The organism is Marinobacterium weihaiense (assembly GCF_019061305.1).
Classification (GTDB): Bacteria; Pseudomonadota; Gammaproteobacteria; order Pseudomonadales; family Balneatricaceae; genus Marinobacterium; species Marinobacterium weihaiense.
In genome coordinates this window covers 98909-115569 of the sequence record NZ_JAHQZT010000009.1, presented here as the reverse complement: position 1 = coordinate 115569, position 16661 = coordinate 98909, and the positions used below count along the sequence as shown (strand labels likewise).

At 59.3% G+C, this 16661-nt stretch carries 17 protein-coding genes; 13 read left to right on the top strand and 4 right to left on the bottom strand.

The window, feature by feature from the left end; genetic code table 11:
* Positions 1-30: 30 nt before the first annotated feature.
* The 8 genes from KTN04_RS09090 to KTN04_RS09055 are packed head-to-tail and all read left to right on the top strand — an operon-like array spanning position 31 to position 8128.
* Positions 31-1437: a Tad domain-containing protein gene (locus KTN04_RS09090; RefSeq protein ID WP_217334905.1), complete on the top strand. Its 1407-nt coding sequence runs from the start codon at positions 31-33 to the stop codon at positions 1435-1437.
* Positions 1437-1946, top strand: coding sequence for a TadE/TadG family type IV pilus assembly protein (locus KTN04_RS09085; RefSeq protein WP_217334904.1), 510 nt, complete (start codon positions 1437-1439; stop codon positions 1944-1946). The genes KTN04_RS09090 and KTN04_RS09085 overlap by 1 nt, the downstream gene beginning before the upstream one ends.
* Positions 1947-1948: 2 nt before the next feature.
* Positions 1949-2449 carry a TadE family protein gene (locus KTN04_RS09080; protein WP_217334903.1) on the top strand — a complete coding sequence of 167 codons (501 nt, stop codon included), beginning with the start codon at positions 1949-1951 and terminating at the stop codon, positions 2447-2449.
* A gap of 38 nt (positions 2450-2487) precedes the next feature.
* The gene (locus KTN04_RS09075) at positions 2488-3729 is read left to right on the top strand and encodes an AAA family ATPase (RefSeq protein ID WP_217334902.1); all 1242 of its coding nucleotides are present in this window, start codon (positions 2488-2490) and stop codon (positions 3727-3729) included.
* 3 nt (positions 3730-3732) lie between these two features.
* Positions 3733-5124: a CpaF family protein gene (locus tag KTN04_RS09070; protein WP_217334901.1), complete on the top strand. Its 1392-nt coding sequence runs from the start codon at positions 3733-3735 to the stop codon at positions 5122-5124.
* A 14-nt stretch (positions 5125-5138) separates the two neighbouring features.
* Complete coding sequence (locus tag KTN04_RS09065) at positions 5139-6128, top strand: type II secretion system F family protein (protein WP_217334900.1); 990 nt, start codon at positions 5139-5141, stop codon at positions 6126-6128.
* A 3-nt stretch (positions 6129-6131) separates the two neighbouring features.
* Positions 6132-7097 (top strand): type II secretion system F family protein, encoded by a 966-nt coding sequence (locus KTN04_RS09060; RefSeq protein WP_217334899.1) that lies wholly within the window; start codon positions 6132-6134, stop codon positions 7095-7097.
* A gap of 38 nt (positions 7098-7135) precedes the next feature.
* Positions 7136-8128, top strand: a complete 993-nt coding sequence (locus KTN04_RS09055) for a tetratricopeptide repeat protein (RefSeq protein WP_217334898.1) — start codon at positions 7136-7138, stop codon at positions 8126-8128.
* Between the two features lie 64 nt (positions 8129-8192).
* On the opposite strand, the gene KTN04_RS09050 is transcribed toward KTN04_RS09055, so the two are convergent.
* The 4 genes from KTN04_RS09050 to KTN04_RS09035 all read right to left on the bottom strand — a co-directional run bounded on the left by KTN04_RS09050 (position 8193) and on the right by KTN04_RS09035 (position 11937).
* Positions 8193-9368 (bottom strand): vWA domain-containing protein, encoded by a 1176-nt coding sequence (locus KTN04_RS09050; RefSeq protein ID WP_217334897.1) that lies wholly within the window; start codon positions 9366-9368, stop codon positions 8193-8195.
* Positions 9368-10213, bottom strand: a complete 846-nt coding sequence (locus KTN04_RS09045; RefSeq protein ID WP_217334896.1) for an AAA family ATPase — start codon at positions 10211-10213, stop codon at positions 9368-9370. Before KTN04_RS09045 ends, KTN04_RS09050 begins: the two co-directional genes overlap by 1 nt.
* 119 nt (positions 10214-10332) lie before the next feature.
* Complete coding sequence (gene ppa / locus KTN04_RS09040; RefSeq protein WP_217334895.1) at positions 10333-10866, bottom strand: inorganic diphosphatase; 534 nt, start codon at positions 10864-10866, stop codon at positions 10333-10335.
* Between the two features lie 99 nt (positions 10867-10965).
* On the bottom strand, positions 10966-11937 hold the full coding sequence (locus KTN04_RS09035; protein ID WP_217334894.1) for a class 1 fructose-bisphosphatase: 972 nt from the start codon (positions 11935-11937) through the stop codon (positions 10966-10968).
* A gap of 150 nt (positions 11938-12087) precedes the next feature.
* On the opposite strand from KTN04_RS09035, the gene mpl reads away from it, so the two are divergent.
* From mpl to KTN04_RS09010, 5 genes are all read left to right on the top strand, one after another.
* The gene (gene mpl / locus KTN04_RS09030) at positions 12088-13470 is read left to right on the top strand and encodes a UDP-N-acetylmuramate:L-alanyl-gamma-D-glutamyl-meso-diaminopimelate ligase (protein WP_217334893.1); all 1383 of its coding nucleotides are present in this window, start codon (positions 12088-12090) and stop codon (positions 13468-13470) included.
* Positions 13460-14089 carry a flavin prenyltransferase UbiX gene (locus KTN04_RS09025; protein WP_217334892.1) on the top strand — a complete coding sequence of 210 codons (630 nt, stop codon included), beginning with the start codon at positions 13460-13462 and terminating at the stop codon, positions 14087-14089. Before mpl ends, KTN04_RS09025 begins: the two co-directional genes overlap by 11 nt.
* Before the next feature lie 249 nt (positions 14090-14338).
* Positions 14339-15031 (top strand): tRNA (adenosine(37)-N6)-threonylcarbamoyltransferase complex dimerization subunit type 1 TsaB, encoded by a 693-nt coding sequence (tsaB, locus tag KTN04_RS09020; protein ID WP_217334891.1) that lies wholly within the window; start codon positions 14339-14341, stop codon positions 15029-15031.
* A complete protein-coding gene (locus KTN04_RS09015; protein WP_217334890.1) occupies positions 15028-15852 on the top strand; it encodes an undecaprenyl-diphosphate phosphatase in 825 nt (274 codons plus the stop codon). Before tsaB ends, KTN04_RS09015 begins: the two co-directional genes overlap by 4 nt.
* Positions 15849-16637, top strand: coding sequence for a class I SAM-dependent methyltransferase (locus tag KTN04_RS09010; protein ID WP_217334889.1), 789 nt, complete (start codon positions 15849-15851; stop codon positions 16635-16637). Before KTN04_RS09015 ends, KTN04_RS09010 begins: the two co-directional genes overlap by 4 nt.
* Positions 16638-16661 lie beyond the last annotated feature (24 nt).

Here is a 16661-nt window from a genome sequence, read left to right as displayed (position 1 = left end):
CGCGGCCCCTGCCGAGAGGAGGCGAACATCATGCAGCGCCCAATCGAAGCAAAACTGCGGAAGTCGCAACAGGGGGCGGTACTGGTATTGGTCACCGTGGCCATGATTGCCCTGATCGCCATAGCCGGGCTGGCCCTGGATGGCGGCCATCTGTTGCTGAACAAGACCCGACTGCAGAATGCCGTCGATGCTGCCGCGTTGAGTGGGGCTCGTACTTTTGCCGACTATAGCCCGGACGCTCCTGGTGCTGAGTCCGCTGCCAGAGCGGCAGCACTGGCCACCTTTATAAGCAACCTGGAGTTGTCGGAAAACAATGAATTGAGTGATGCCTATGCGGATGGCGGCGCCTTTACCGTTGAGTTTTCCAAAACATTGAACCCCTTTGACCCCGGCTCGGCTGAACCCGGTTATGTCCGTGTCATTGCTGATGACCTGAGCTTGGCAAGTTGGTTGGTAAGAGTGGTGGGGGTGGATAATTTGCCGGTATCGGCCAGTGCTGTGGCAGGGACAATTAAATTGGATAAGACATTTGATAATGTGTTGCCAATTCTGATTTGTGGTTGTGATAAATCGGATCCGAGCTGTAACCATGATGATGAGCTGCCAGGAGATGGCGATGTGCATTACTACCATGGTTTACCGTACAGGGATTCGGAAGAACATATTGAATCATTAGATGACCTTATGGTGCTTAAGGCCTCATCTCAAACCAGTGGTGATCCAGGACCAGGCAATTTTCACTTGCTGCGATTTGAAGATGAAGGCGGGAAGGAAATGACACTTCCCGAAATACAGGCGGCGCTTGCTGGCGCTGCTACACATAGTGTGACAGTGGGTGAGATGGAATCGACAAAGCCAGGTAACTCAACAGGCCCTGTCGAAGAAGGCATCAATACTCGTTTTGGTGATGCTTCTAAAAAGTATGATGTACCAGCTGACCCGGTCACAGAAACCTGGTGTGAGAATAGCTGCCAGAATGTTGATAGCCCCGCTCTGAAAGAAAACAACCCCTACCCTTTGTATGTAGAAGAAAATGATGACGGAAGCCGCTCGATCAAACGAGAAGGCTCACCGGAGCCTGATCGGTATGACGATATTGTGGATTTTGCAACCTATGCTGAAGCTGAAAAAAATGAAAGCTGTAATAGCGAAAATCCCGATGCAGGTTGTTGGCGTCGTGTAGTCGCCCTGCCAATAGGTCAGTGTTCAACAGCAACATCTGGTGCTCACGATGTGCCAATTTACGGGGTTGGTTGTTTCTTCCTGACGCAAAAAGTACTTAAAAACGGCAATGAATCTGAGATATATGGTCAATTTGTAGGAGGTGAAGCCCCCGGGTGCAGTTCCAATGGTCGCTTTTCCGATGACTCAGATCCTGCAGGGCCTTTACCCACCAAGATAGTCCTCTTTCGCGACTTTGGCAGCGAGGATTCCTGATGAATATCGGAACTGCCAAGTGGCGTAAATCTCAACAAGGCCTTGCAGCAGTGGAGATGACACTGGTATTGCCACTATTGCTGTTCCTCTTTCTGGCCACCGCTGAAATCGGTCGGATGCTGTACCAGTACAACACGCTGACCAAGGCCCAGCGTGATGGTGTGCGCCTGATTGCCGCGAGTCTTAAATATAACCAGCAGGCCGGTTTGAGCGAATGTGGCGAAACGGGGGGTACGTTACCCAATAACCTGATGACGCGTGCTGCGAACTTGGTGGTATACGGTACAGAAGGTGTGTCCGCCGATGCCGAGCCCTTGCTGCCGGGCCTGACCACTGCCGATGTCGGCTTCTGTCGCGTTACCGGCACCCAAGAGGTGCAGATTCAGGTTCAGTATGCCTTCACTCCCATGTTGTTTGACGAGTTGCCCAGTTTTGGTTTGGGTGACCCCGTTTCGATCAACTTCCCGTTGACCAGCGCCATCAATATGAAAGTGTTGGCAGGAGGTTGAAGATGAAGCCCATCAATAGCCGTTTCCGCCAGCAGGGCCTGACCACGGTTGAATTCTCCTTGGTGGGAATTGTGCTGTTCATGGTGCTGTTCGGCTTGATCGAGTTTGGCCGGCTGATGTTTACCTGGAATGTGCTGGATGAAGCGACGCGTCGGGCAGCGCGGTTGGCGGCGGTTTGCCCAGTTAGTGATGAGTCCGGTGGGTCTCAGTTTGCGAGAGATAAAGGGGCTTTCGGTGGGGATATGCTTTTAAACTTTTCCAAAGACAACATTGCAATTGAATACCTCTCGCAAACGGGGACGGTTCTTGGCCCGCCGATAGCCACTGAGGATACCTACTACGTTAGAGCACGGGTTGTTAACTATTCACACCAGATGATTATTCCCCTTGTTGATATTGATCCAATTGCCGCGCTGGATTTCTCAACCACCTTGCCTGCCGAAAGTCTTGGAGTACACCCCGTAGCCGCAGATCCAGATCAAGACCTTTGCGAACTTAAATAAATTCTCAACCGCTGATGGCAGTGGAGAGGAGAACCGCCATGATGAAGCAAAACCATCTTTACGAAGTAAAAACGCCGCCGGGCGTTAAAAATGCCAAGGCGTTCTCGATCCTGATCGCCAGCCGTTCGGCGGATGCGTTGACGCAACTGAAAGCGGCGCTGAGCCTGATGCCGGTGGGGGTGAAAATCAACTGCCGACTGATCAGCAATGGCCACTCTGATCCCTTGCATGGGTTGGAGCAGCTGCCGGACCTGCTGATTTTCCGGGTCGGCGAGTGCTGGCAGGCCGAGTTGGAATCCCTCTGTGCTCGTCCGGTAGAGACACGCGTTCCCATGCTAGTGGTCAGCGCCGAGGCACCGGCGCAAGCGATGCGGTTGTCGATGAAGGCAGGGGCGCGTGACTTTTTCCCTGAGCCGCTGGAAGACGGCGAGCTGTTGCGCATCGTGGATCAGCTCTACCGTGAGACCCGTGACCAGCAGAGTGCACTGCATACCCACCTGACGGTGGTCATGAATGCCAAGGGCGGCTCAGGTGCCAGCCTGATCGCGACCAATCTGGCGCACCAGCTGGCCAGTGATGGCCAGCGCAAGGTAGTGCTGGTCGATCTGGACCTGCAGTTCGGCTCGCTGTCGCACTACCTGGATCTCAACCCTCAGCGCGGCATCAAGCAGGCGCTGGAAAACGTTGAGGATCTGGACAGCCTGGCGCTGGACGGTTATCTGGCGCGCCACGTCAGCGGCCTGAAGGTGCTCAGTTCCGAGTCGGATCGGCTGTTGCTCAGCGATGAGGTGTCCTGCGAGCAGCTGCTGCAGCTGTTCCGCTTGCTGGCCAAAGACCACCAGCATCTGGTGGTGGACCTGCCCAGGCAGATTGATCTGGTGACGACCACGGTGCTGGAGCAGGCGGACCAGATCGTGCTGACCCTGCAGCAGGGCATCACCTACCTTCGGGATGCCTCACGCCTGATTGATGTGATGCGCCGGGATCTGGATATTCCTGATCATCGCATTCTGGTGGTGGTTAACCGCTATGACAAGGCGTCGCCGATCACCTTGGCCGAGGTGGCCAAGGCGTTGAAACATCAACCGATTATGACGGTGCCCAATGATTTTCGGCATGTCAGCGAGTCGCTTAACAACGGCATGCCGCTGCTGAACGTGGCGCGACGGGCGCCGATCACGCGGGCACTGCAGGGGCTCAGTCAGGAGGTGGCCGGCAATAAGGACACCACATCGCCGGGGCTGCTGAGCAAGCTGTTGCATCTGGTCAAGGGGGATTGAGCCATGTCGTTATTGAGTAACCGACTGAACCGTTTGCGTGTCGCAGAAGTGACTGAACTGGCGCAGGTGGAAGAGGTCGAGATCGAAGAGGCAGCGGTGCAGGAGCGTCCGCCATTAATGATCGAAACCCTGTCCGCAGCAGAAATCGAATGCAAGCAGCAGCTGCACCGTGAGCTACTCAAGCGGATGGACCTGTCCCTGATCGATAGCCTGGAGGAAGCAGAGGCGCGGCGCCAGATCAGTGATCTGTGTCGCCAACTGATGGATGAACACGCGGTGCCGTTCAGCTCCCAGTCGCGGCAGAAAATCGTCAAGCTGATCGAAGACGAGATCATGGGATTGGGACCGCTGGAGCCGTTGCTGGAGGATAGCACCATCTCCGATATTCTGGTCAACGGGCCGGACTCCATTTTTGTGGAGCGTTTCGGCAAGCTGGAACACTGCCCGGTGAGCTTCAGCAGCGCCGGCCACCTGATGAACACCATCGACCGCATCGTCTCCAGTGTCGGGCGCCATATCGATGAGTCGTCGCCGATGGTAGATGCCCGGCTCAAGGACGGATCCCGTGTCAATGTGATCATCCCGCCGCTGGCGCTGGACGGGCCGCAGATCTCCATTCGCCGTTTCATGGTGGAACTGTTGTCGATGGAGAACCTGATCGAGAAAGGCTCTGTTGATGCACGCGTTGCTCCGGTGCTGGAAGGGATCGTCAAGGCGCGCCTGAATATCCTTATCTCCGGCGGGACCGGCTCGGGCAAGACCACCCTGCTCAATATTCTGTCCGGTTACATCCCTCATGACGAGCGCATCGTCACCATTGAGGACTCGGCGGAGCTGCAGCTGCAGCAGCCTCACGTGGTACGGCTGGAAACCCGCCCGCCCAACATCGAGGGGCGGGGCGAGGTGACCCAGCGTGACTTGGTGAAAAACAGCCTGAGGATGCGGCCGGACCGCATCGTACTGGGTGAGGTGCGTGGCGGTGAAACCCTGGACATGCTGCAGGCGATGAACACCGGCCATGATGGCTCCCTGACCACCATTCACGCCAACAGTGCCCGCGATGCCCTGGGGCGTATCGAGAACATGGTCGCCATGACCGGCATCAGCTTTCCCACCAAGGCGCTACGGGCACAGATCGCCTCGGCCATTGATGTGGTGCTGCAGGTGACGCGGCTGGAGGACGGGCGCCGCAAGCTGGTCAGTATCCAGGAAATCAATGGCATGGAAGGCGACATTATCACCATGTCCGAGCTGTTCACTTTCGAGCGTCAGGGGCTGGATGCCAAGGGCAATGTGCTGGGCAGGTTCAAGGCCACAGGCATCGTGCCGGGCTTCCACAAGCGACTGGCCCAGCGCGGTATCGACATTCCCACCGCGCTGTTTGAGCCCGAATAGGGGAGGGCATAACGATGAACTTTGCACTGGAGTCCAATGAAACCATCGTAATACTGTCCATGGTATTCGTGTCGGTCTTTATCCTGCTGGCCAGTCTTTCGATCCCGGTATTCGGTGAGCAGCGCAAGGTCAAGCGGCGTCTGCAGCAGCGTCTGGGCGAAATTTCCACGGAGTCGGATCAACCTTCCATCAGCAACCTGTTGCGATCTCGTTATCTGAAAAAACTCAACCCCATGGAACGCCAGTTGGAATCGCTGCCCGGGATGGAATACCTGGCACGGCTGATCGAACAGTCCGGTGGTCAGATCATGGCCTACAAGGTTGTGCTGCTGTCATTGTTGTTGGGGCTCAGCGGGTTTGTACTGGCCCTTCTGGTGTTGCGTTTCTGGCCGGTGGCGCTGGTGGTGGGGGGAGTGTTGCTGTTGGCACCTTACCTGCGCCTGATGTTTTTACGCGGTAAACGGCTGCACGAGTTCGAGGCTCAGCTACCGGAAGCGATTGATATTATCAAGCGCGCGTTGCTGACCGGTCACCCCTTCAGCGAGTCGCTCAATTTGGTGGCTGAGGGGCTGGAAGGGCCGGTCTCGGTAGAGTTCGGTATCACCTATTCGGATCTGAGCTACGGCTCCGACCTGCGCCGAGCGATGCTGGGCCTGCTGGAGCGTGTGCCCAGTGTCACATTGATGGCCTTTGTCACCGCCATTCTGGTGCAAAAGGAAACCGGCGGTAACCTGGCTGAAATTCTGGAGAACATTGGCAAGGTGATTCGGGGGCGTTTCCGCTTCCAGCGCCGGGTGAAAACCCTGTCGGCAGAGGGGCGGTTATCAGCCTGGATCTTGATGCTGGTCCCCTTTGGCCTGTTCATTCTGATTTACCTGACAACGCCAGGATACATGGAAGTGCTGGTGAGATCCGAGCGTGGGCACCAGCTGATCATGATCAGTTTCGTGTTGATGGTCTTGGGCGCCTTTTGGATCCGTCGTTTGCTGAGAATCGAGGTGTGACCTATGGATGCCTTATTGGAACTGATCACCCAGCAGGTCGGGAGTGAAGTCTATGCCCGCTATATTGTCATTGGCCTGGTGACGGCAGCAGCCCTGGCGTTTGGCTTGAGCCTAACGGTGTTGGTGAACGGCTTGGCAGCCCCCTTTAGGCACCGCGTACGGGTGTTGACCGGTCATCCCGAAGCCAAAGCTACATCCAGCGACCAGCGCAGTAAGGTGCTGTCATCCATGGATCCGGTGACCCGGCATTTGCTGCCAGGCAAGGATTGGGACAAGAGTAAGCTGCAGGCGCAGCTGGTCCATGCCGGTTTTCGCAACCCCGGCGCCATCAATTCACTCTATGCCTTGAAGGTGTTACTGGCGCTGGGTCTGTTGTTGTGCGTCTGGTTAGGAACGACGTTCAACCCCACGCTCAGCTTTGACAAGGTGCTGATGATCTGTGTCGGGGCGGCCTATCTCGGTTTTATTCTACCCAACATGGTATTGGACCACTTGGCCAAGCGCCGCATGCGCGCCATTCGCAATGGCTTCCCGGATGCGCTGGATCTGCTGGTGGTCTGTGTCGAGTCGGGCCTGGGGCTGACCGCCGCCCTGCAGCGTGTCGGCCAGGAGCTGGAGGTCAGCCATCCGGAACTGTCTGAAGAGCTGCATCTGGTTAACGTGGAGATTCGTGCCGGGGTAAACCGTATCGAGGCCTTGCGTGGTATGGCGCAACGGACCGGGGTCGAGGACATTCGTAGCCTGGTAGCGCTGCTGGATCAAAGCGTGCGCTTCGGCAGCAGCATAGCCGACACTCTGCGCGTGTACTCGGAAGAGTTTCGTGACAAGCGCATGCAGGCGGCGGAGGAACAGGCGGCCAAGATCGGCACCAAGATGATCTTTCCGCTGACCTTCTGTATTTGGCCCGGATTTTTCGTCGTCGCGGTAGGACCGGCTATTCTGAAAGTACTGGAAGTATTCGGGCGCTGATATCAGTGCCGCACCGACCTGAACAGGGGAGATTCAACATGATGTTGAGTACAAGGGGTGTCCTGAAAACGAGCGGCATGCTGACCGTGGTGCTGCTACTGGGCGGGTGCGCTGCCAGCTCTCAAACCTCGCCGCCAGACAGTCAGGGTAATGCCGCCTTCTATGAAGGCAAGCCAACACTGGCGTACAACGGCCTGCCGCAGCCTGCAACCGTGCGTCAGGGTATCAGCATGGGGGATCAGGCACTGGCGCGGGGCGATAGCGACGAAGCTCTGTTCTATTATGTTCAGGTGTTGGAGCTGGATAACGACAACGCCAGTGCCTATTTGCGCATCGGGCAGGTACACATGAACCGCGGCAATAACGAGCTGGCCTCGCTGGCACTGCGCAGCGCCCTGGCCGCGGAGCCCGAGCACATTGGTGTGCTGGAATCGCTGGGCGTACTGAACCTGAAACAGAACCGCTATGCCAAGGCACAGCAGTATCTGCACCAGTCGGTGGCACTGGACCGCAAGCGTTTTGACGAGGGCAGTGCCGGTGCCTACGATGCCCGCTCGCCCGGCCGGGCCTATAACGGCCTGGGGGTGCTGGCGGATCTGGATGGCGAGACGGCCCAGGCGCAACAGCTGTATCAGACCGCACTGGCTATCCGCCCGGAATCGGCGGCGACCCTGAACAACCTGGGGTATTCCTATTACCTGGAATCTCGCTGGCGCGAGGCCGAGCAGCAGTTTCGCAAGGCACTGGAGGTCGAGCCCGAATATGATCAGGCCTGGCGTAACCTGGGGCTGGTCTATGCTCGCCAGGAACGCTATCTGGCCGCGTTGAATGCACTGGAACGGGTGATGGATACTGCCCGGGCGCACAATGATATAGGCTACATCTGCATGCTGGACGGCCGCTATGCGTTGGCGAAGCAGTATTTCGAGCAGGCACTGACGCTGTCGCCCACCTTTTATCCCAAGGCCCGGGAAAACCTGACCTATGTCCAGCGGCTGGAAGAGGCGGCGCGGGAACAGGCCGGACGCTGATAGCCTTTCAGCTGACCTGAGCCGCCACCTGACCCCTGTCCAGGGCAGTGTCCTGGGCAGGGTATCAGCGCGACAGGTGGCGGATGCCGGCTTCGATCCCTGCCAGCGTCAGCGGGTACATGTGATCGTCCAGCTGCTGACGGATCATCTGGGTGCTGTGGGTATAGTGCCAGTAACGTTCGGCAGAAGGGTTCAGCCAGATCACCTTGTCCCAGGTATCCAGGATCCGCTGCAGCCAGAGCTGTCCCGGCTCTTCGTTCATGTGCTCGACGCTGCCGTAGCGGTCGATCAGTTCATAGGGCGACATGGCGGCATCGCCGACAAAGATCACCCGATAATCCCGGCCGTAGGTGTGTAACACATCCAGCGTCGGGATCGCTTCGTCGTAGCGGCGGCGGTTGTCGCGCCACACTTTTTCATACACGCAGTTGTGGAAGTAGAAATACTCCAGGTGCTTGAACTCGGTGCGGGCCGCCGAGAACAGCTCTTCACAGGTGCGGATGAACGGATCCATGGAACCGCCGACATCAAGAAACAGCAGCACCTTGGCAGCATTGTGGCGTTCGGGCACCATCTTCAGATCCAGCAGCCCGGCGTTGCGGGCGGTAGAGCGAATAGTGTCGTCCAGGTCGAGCTGATCCGCGGCGCCGGTGCGGGCGAACTTGCGCAGCTTGCGCAGCGCCACCTTGATGTTGCGGGTGCCCAGCTCCACGCTGTCGTCCAGATTGCGGAACGCGCGTTTTTCCCAGACTTTCACCGCGCGCTTGTGTTTGCTCTCGCCGCCGATACGAATGCCTTCCGGGCTGTAGCCGCTGTGACCGAAAGGCGAAGTCCCGCCGGTGCCGACCCACTTGTTGCCGCCGGAATGACGTTCCTGCTGTTCTTCCAGACGCTGCTTGAGCGTATCCAGCAGCTTGTCCAGCCCGCCCAGTGCTTCTATCTGGGCCTTTTCCTCGTCGCTGAGTTGCTTGAGGAAGTCGCTGTCGAGCCAGTGTGAGGGGATCAGTGCATCGGTGATATCGCCCTGTGCCTGAAGGCCCGCAAAGTACTGGCCAAAGGCGCGGTCGAAGCGGTCGTAGTATTTCTCGTCTTTCACCATGCAGGCACGGGCCAGCAGGTAGAAGTCGTTCACGTCCAGACTGGCAACGCGCTGCTCCAGTGCAGCGATCAGGTCGAGCAGTTCACGCACCGACACTGGCACCTGGCCCTGGCGCAGGTGGCTGAACAGGTCGATCAGCATCAGCGCGCTCCGCGGCGGGTCATGAAGGCCAGGCGCTGCAGCATGTGTACGTCCTGCTCGTTTTTCAGCAGGGCACCATACAGCGGCGGCATGGCGCTGGACGGGTCCTGATCCGCCAGTACCTCGGACGGAATACGGTCGGCCAGCAGTAGCTTGAGCCAGTCGATCAGCTCCGAGGTCGAGGGCTTCTTCTTCAGGCCGGGTACCTCACGCAGGCGGAAGAAGATCTCCAGCGCTTCACGTACCAGTGTCTGTTCGATCTGCGGGAAGTGCACATCGACGATGGATTCCAGCGTGGCCTTGTCCGGGAAGGCGATGTAGTGGAAGAAGCAACGGCGCAGGAAGGCGTCCGGCAATTCCTTCTCGTTGTTGCTGGTGATGATCACGATGGGGCGTTTCTTGGCGCTGATACGCTCACCAGTCTCGTAAACGTCGAACTCCATCTTGTCGAGCTCGGTGAGCAGGTCGTTGGGAAACTCGATGTCGGCCTTGTCGATCTCGTCGATCAGCAGCACCACCTGTTCGTCGGCCTCGAACGCCTGCCAGAGCATGCCCTTGCGGATGTAGTTGGCGATATCGTGCACACGGTCGTCACCGAGCTGAGAGTCGCGCAGACGCGAAACGGCATCGTACTCGTACAGACCTTGCTGGGCCTTGGTAGTGGATTTGACGTGCCAGCGCAGCAGCGGTTTGCCCAGGGCGTCGGCCAGCTCCTCGGCCAGCATGGTCTTGCCGGTGCCGGGTTCACCTTTCACCAGCAGCGGGCGCTGCAGGGTAATGGCGGCATTCACGGCCATCTGCAGATCGTCGGTGGCAACGTAGCGGTCAGTACCTGAAAACTTCATCGGCTTCTCTGTCGGGTTGAATGAGACAGCGGCCAGTGTAGCAGAACGGGGAGGGTGGAAAAGAGCAGGATGGGGGTTGAAAACCGGGGCGCAGTGGCTACGCCCCGGTCAAAGCGGCCTTACTTGGCAGCTTCGTATGCAGCGGCGGACTTGACGATCTCGGCACGGGCCGCGTCAGCGTTCGCCCAGCCTTCGACCTTGACCCACTTGCCTTTTTCGAGTGTTTTGTAGTTCTCGAAGAAGTGAGAGATCTGATCGCGGGTCAGCTGAGGAATATCTTCAACGTCCTGGATGTCGTTGTACGCCTGGCTCAGCTTCTCGTGCGGAACCGCCACCAGCTTGGCATCGCCACCGGCTTCGTCGGTCATGTTCAGCACGCCGACCGGGCGGCAGCGGATCACGGAACCGGTCATCACCGGGTTCGGGGTCAGGACCAGCACGTCCAGGGGGTCGCCATCGTCTGCCAGCGTGTTGTTGATGTAGCCGTAGTTGGCCGGGTAGAACATCGGCGCAGCCATGAAGCGGTCAACGAAGATGGCATCAGCATCCTTGTCGATTTCGTACTTCACCGGGGAGCTTTCCGCCGGAATTTCGATGATCACGTAGAGGTCATTCGGCAGATCTTTGCCGGCAGGGACTTTCTCGAAGCTCATGAGCTGTTTTCCTGTTATCGGTTACAAGGACAGAACGGATAGCGGGCCAGAGTATAAACAGCTCTGCAGCCCGCGGGAATACGACTTACCGGTGAAAATTCAGCACTCGCAGTGGTACTCGAGCAGGGCTTCCACTTCCTCTTTGGAGCCCAACGCCACGGATACGCGCTGGTGGATATGGTCCGGCTGCACATCCAGGATGTCACCATAGCAAGTGCTGGAGATACCGCCGGCCTGCTCGATCAGCAGACTCATCGGGTTGCCTTCATACATCAGGCGCAACTTGCCCGGCTTGGACGGATCGCGGGAATCCCAGGGGTAGGTGAACAGGCCACCACGGGTCAGCACACGATGCACTTCGGCCACCATGGACGCGATCCAGCGCATGTTGTAGTTCTTGCCACGCGGGCCATCAGCGCCCTTGAGCAGGTCGTCGATGTAGTTACGCATCGGCTCTTCCCAGAAGCGATGGTTCGACATGTTGATGGCGAACTCCTTGGTCTGGGTCGGGATCTGCACGTTTTCGCGCGTCAGCAGGAAGTCACCGGTATGGGCCAGGGTGAACATATTGACGCCCTGGCCGGTGGTCAGCGACAGTACGGCAGACGGGCCGTAAAGTACGTAGCCCGCCGCCACCTGCTTGCGCCCGGCTTGCAGGAACAGTTCAACGGAGTCTTCACCGCCACCCTCGGGCACTTCCAGAATGGAGAAGATGGTGCCGACGGAAACATTGATGTCGATGTTGGACGAACCGTCTAGCGGATCAAAGGTCACCAGGAAACGACCTTCCGGGTTGCCGAAGACCGGGTCATCTTCCTCTTCTGAGGCGATGCCGCGCACCAGTGGGTTGTCCAGCAATACCTTTTTCAGTACATCGTTGGAGATCACATCCAGTTTTTTCTGGGTTTCGCCCTGCACGTTGGTGTCTTCGGTGGTGCCCAGGATGCCGGCCAGTGCGCCTTCGCGCAGCTGCAGGGCAATTTCCTTGCAGGCGATCATCAGGGTGTCGATCAGTTCAACGAGTTCGAGGTCGGTTTCGTGGTGTTTCAGGTAGTTGCTGAGCAGCTGCATGGGTGGTGTCGGCCTTTGGGTTTGATCCGATTTGAAAGACCCCTGAATTGTACGCTATCGGCAGGCGTTTTGCATGGTTTCGGCAGGGCGGTTTTCATCATCCCGACCTGCTATGATGAGTCGCATTCCCAAACAGAAAGGAGTACCGGGGTGCACATTCATATTCTCGGAATCTGCGGAACCTTCATGGGCTCGCTGGCCGTGCTGGCCAAGCAGCTCGGGCACCGGGTCACCGGCTCGGATGCCAATGTCTATCCGCCGATGAGTACCCAGCTGGAGCAGCAGGGTATCGAGCTGATCGAGGGCTATGATCCGGCCCAGCTGGAGCCGCGGCCTGACCTGATCGTGGTCGGCAATGCCATGTCCCGCGGCAACCCCTGTGTCGAGTATATGCTGCAGCACAATATGCGTTATACCTCCGGTCCGCAGTGGCTGCACGATCATTTGCTGGCTGACCGCTGGGTGCTGGCCGTGGCCGGTACGCACGGCAAGACCACCACGGCCACCATGCTGGCCTGGATTCTGGAACAGGCCGGCATGGCGCCGGGCTTCCTCATCGGCGGCATTCCGCTGGGCTTCGAGACCTCGGCGCGCCTGGGCGAAACGCCGTTTTTCGTGATCGAGGCCGATGAGTATGACACGGCGTTCTTTGACAAGCGTTCCAAGTTCGTGCACTACAACCCGCGTACGCTGATCATGAACAATCTAGAGTTTGATCACGCTGATATTTTCCCGGATCTGGCGGCGATCCAGCGTCAATTCCATCACCTGGTTCGTCTGGTGCCCGACAACGGCCAGATCATCATGCCGGCCGATGTTCCTGCGCTGGATGAAGTGATCGAAATGGGCTGCTGGAGCGAACAAGTGCTCACCGGGTTTGACCGCCGTGCCCAGTGGTCGGCGCAGCTGCTGAGTGAAGACGGCAGTCACTTTGCTGTTCAGCATGAAGGCGGGACGCTGGGCGAGGTGTGTTGGAGCCTGACGGGGTTGCATAATGTCAGCAATGCCATCAATGCCCTGGTGGCTGCACGTCATGTGGGCGTCACGCCGGAGCATGCGATCGAGGCCCTGAGTCGCTTTGCCGGCGTCAAACGGCGCATGGAAAAGCTGGGCGAAGTGGCCGGTATCACCGTATATGACGACTTTGCCCATCACCCGACCGCGATCCAGACCACGCTGGAAGGGATCAAGGCTCGCAGTGCAGGGCATGCCGAGGTGGTGGCTGTCATCGAACCGCGCTCCAACACCATGCGGCTGGGGGCGCACAAGGCTGAACTGGCCCAGGCGACGGCGGCGGCCGATCGTGTTTACTGGTATCAGCCGGAAGGGCTGGACTGGTCACTGGACGAGGTGGTTGAACAGAGCCCGGTACCCGCACGCCTGGAGCGCCAGATCGATGCGCTGGTTGGCCGCCTGGTCAGCGAGTTGCCGCGCGGCGCCCAGGTTGTAATCATGAGTAATGGCGGCTTTGGCGGCATTCACCAGAAACTGCTCAAGGCGCTGGAACAGCGAGAATCGATACATGTCCTCTGAGGAAACGTTCAGCCGCCGGGTAACCCTGGCGATCACCGGCGCCTCCGGCGTCCAGTACGGACTGCGCCTGCTGCAATGCCTGGTACAACTGGATGTCCAGGTATTGTTGATGGTGTCCAAGGCTGCCCAGGTGGTGATCGCGACCGAAACCGACCTCAAGCTGCCGGGTGCCCCCGACGCCATGGAGCGGTTTCTGCACGAGCACTTTGCTGCGCGCGAGCACCAGATCAAGGTCTATGGCCGAGAGCAGTGGATGGCACCGGTGGCGTCCGGCTCCGGCGCGCCCAGCGCCATGGTGGTGTGCCCGTGCAGCACTGGCACCCTGTCCGCCATTGCCTGTGGTGCCAGCAACAACCTGATCGAGCGCGCGGCCGACGTGGCGCTCAAGGAGCGGCGTCAGCTGCTGCTGGTACCGCGTGAAGCGCCTTATTCCGAGATCCATTTGGAGCATATGCTCAAGCTGACCCGCATGGGCGCCGTGGTGGTCCCGGCCAGTCCGGGTTTCTACCAGCGTCCGCAGAGCGTGGAAGAGATGGTCGATTTCATTGTGGCGCGCCTGCTGTCACAGCTGGGGTTTGAACAGACACTGCTGCCCCGCTGGGGCGAAAACATGCTCTAGTCCCACACATGCACGGCATGTTCCCGTGTTCCGGCAGCGTCCGGCGGTCGCGGGGGCTCAAGGAGAAGCGAATGACATTCTCCTTGAGTATCTTCTTTGGGAGTCTTTTGGGGCGTCTCGTGGGGGCGTACGTTGTGCGCGAATATCCGACTCGCAGTCCCCCCGTTGAGTGGCTCTTGCATGGTCGGATGCATTGTTCCGGTCCTGCCTTTACAATAACCGCGTTTATCCACAGACCCCGAGTTCCCCATGTCCAAAATACTTGCCCTGGATACTTCCACCGATGCCTGCTCGGCCGCGTTGCTGCTGGATGGTCAGCTTCTACAGCGCTTCAAGGTCGAGCCGCGACGTCACACCCATCTATTGCTGCCCATGGTCGAGGAGCTGCTGGCCGAAGCGGATGTGCCGCTGCGCGCGCTGGATGCCATTGCCTTCGGCCGTGGTCCGGGTTCCTTTGCCGGCATTCGCATCGCCACGGGGGCGGCGCAGGGCCTGGCACTGGCTGCTGACCTGCCAGTGGTACCGGTATCCACCCTTGAAGCGATGGCCTTTGCCGCCGCTGCGCAGGAAGGACAGTACCTGGTGACGGCGCTGGATGCGCGCATGGATGAAGTCTACTGGAGTGCCTGGCAGTGCCGTGACGGTCTGCCCGTGTTGAAGGTGGAAGAGCAGGTGTGTGCCCCGGCCGCCATGGTGCTGCCGGCCGAACTGCAGGGACAACCGCTGCAGGCGCTGGGCAGTGGCTGGTGCTATGCGGAGCAGATGAACGCAGCGTTGGTCGCACAGGTTGAACAGTGCCAGCCGGATGTCTATCCACAGGCGGAAGCCATGGCGCGCTTGGCGCAGGGAGCACTGGCCCGGGGCGAGGCCGTGGCGCCCGACGAGGCGCGACCTGTTTACCTGCGTGACCAGGTTGCCTGGAAGAAGAAGGACCAGCAGTGAACGTCAGCGAGTGGATCCAGACGGCCCTGCTGGCCATCCTTCAGGGACTGACCGAGTTCCTGCCCATCTCCAGTTCCGCACACCTGATCCTGCCGTCCCAGCTGTGGGGCTGGGATGACCAGGGACTGGCCTTTGATGTCGGTGTGCATGTCGGCACGCTGCTGGCGGTGATGTTCTATTTTCGCCGAGAGGTCCTGCTGATGACGCGGGCCTGGTTCCGGTCGCTGGGTGGGCACACGGATGCCGAGGGGCGGCTGGCCTGGCTGGTGGTCCTGGCGACCCTGCCGGCGCTGGTGGCTGGTTTTGTCGGCAGCGAGATCATCGGTGTCTATGGTCGTTCGGTGCTGGTGATTGCGGGCACCACGCTGATCTTCGGTGTGCTCCTGGGCTGGGCCGATGCCCGCCGTCGTGAACAGCGCACCACCACGGAGATGAGCGTCAAGGATGCCGGACTGATTGGGCTGGCGCAGGCGTTGGCATTGATCCCGGGCACTTCACGCTCAGGCATCACCATTACCGCAGCACTCATGCTGGGGTTTGATCGCCAGTCGGCCGCGCGTTTCTCTTTCCTGCTGTCGATCCCCGTCATTCTCGGCGCCGGCACGCTCAAGGGGCTGGAGCTGTATCAGGAAGGCAGTAGCACCCACTGGCTGCAGGTGGGCGCCGGTGCCCTGATTGCAGGGCTTAGTGCCCTGGCCTGTATCCATCTGTTCTTGAAGTGGCTGGATCGCGTGGGCATGAAACCCTTCGTGATCTATCGTTTGCTGCTGGGCATGCTGTTGCTGGTGACCTATTTTGCATGGCCGGGAGGTGCGGCATGAGTCTGGCGGTCGGATTTGTGGCTGAGGCGGATCAGGCACATGCCGAAGTGCTGGCTCAGCGCCTGCAGCTGCCGCTGGTAGCGCAGCCTGATCTGGCCCTTGAGACCCCCTGGGAGCAGGTGTTGCTGCTGGAGGGCGAGGCTCTGTCGCTGTGCGCAACGGGGCGCAAGCGGCCGGGCCCGGTGAAGGCCGACTTTGTTTCCGGTGCGGTGGCGCATCGGCGCCAGTTCGGGGGCGGCGCCGGGCAGTTGATAGCCAAGGCCTGTGGGCTCAAGGGAGGAATACGCCCCAGTATTGTTGACGCCACGGCCGGGCTGGGGCGCGATGCCTTCGTACTGGCCACGCTGGGATGCCGGGTACACATGCTGGAGCGCTCTCCCGTGGTCCATGCCCTGCTGGAATCGGGGCTGGTCGAGGCGGAGCAGTCGCCGGAGCTGGCCGACATCCTGGCACGGATGAGCCTGGAGCATGCCGATGGACGCCAGTGGCTGGAGCAGTGCAGCTCCGAGCAGGCGCCGGATCTGGTGTATCTGGACCCCATGTTTCCGCATACCGACAAGAAGGCGCAGGTGAAGAAGGAGATGTTGGCGTTCCGTGAGCTGGTGGGCTACGACAGCGATGATCGCGAGCTGCTGGCGGCGGCGCTGCAAGCCGCGCGCTGTCGCGTGGTCGTCAAGCGGGCGCGCAAGGCACCGGCCATCGAAGGGCCGGCACCTACCTTTACGGTCGATGGCAAATCAAGCCGTTACGACATCTACGCACTCAAGGCCTTGGGCAGCGATTAGATTGCCAACCTGCGGTGTTGCCGC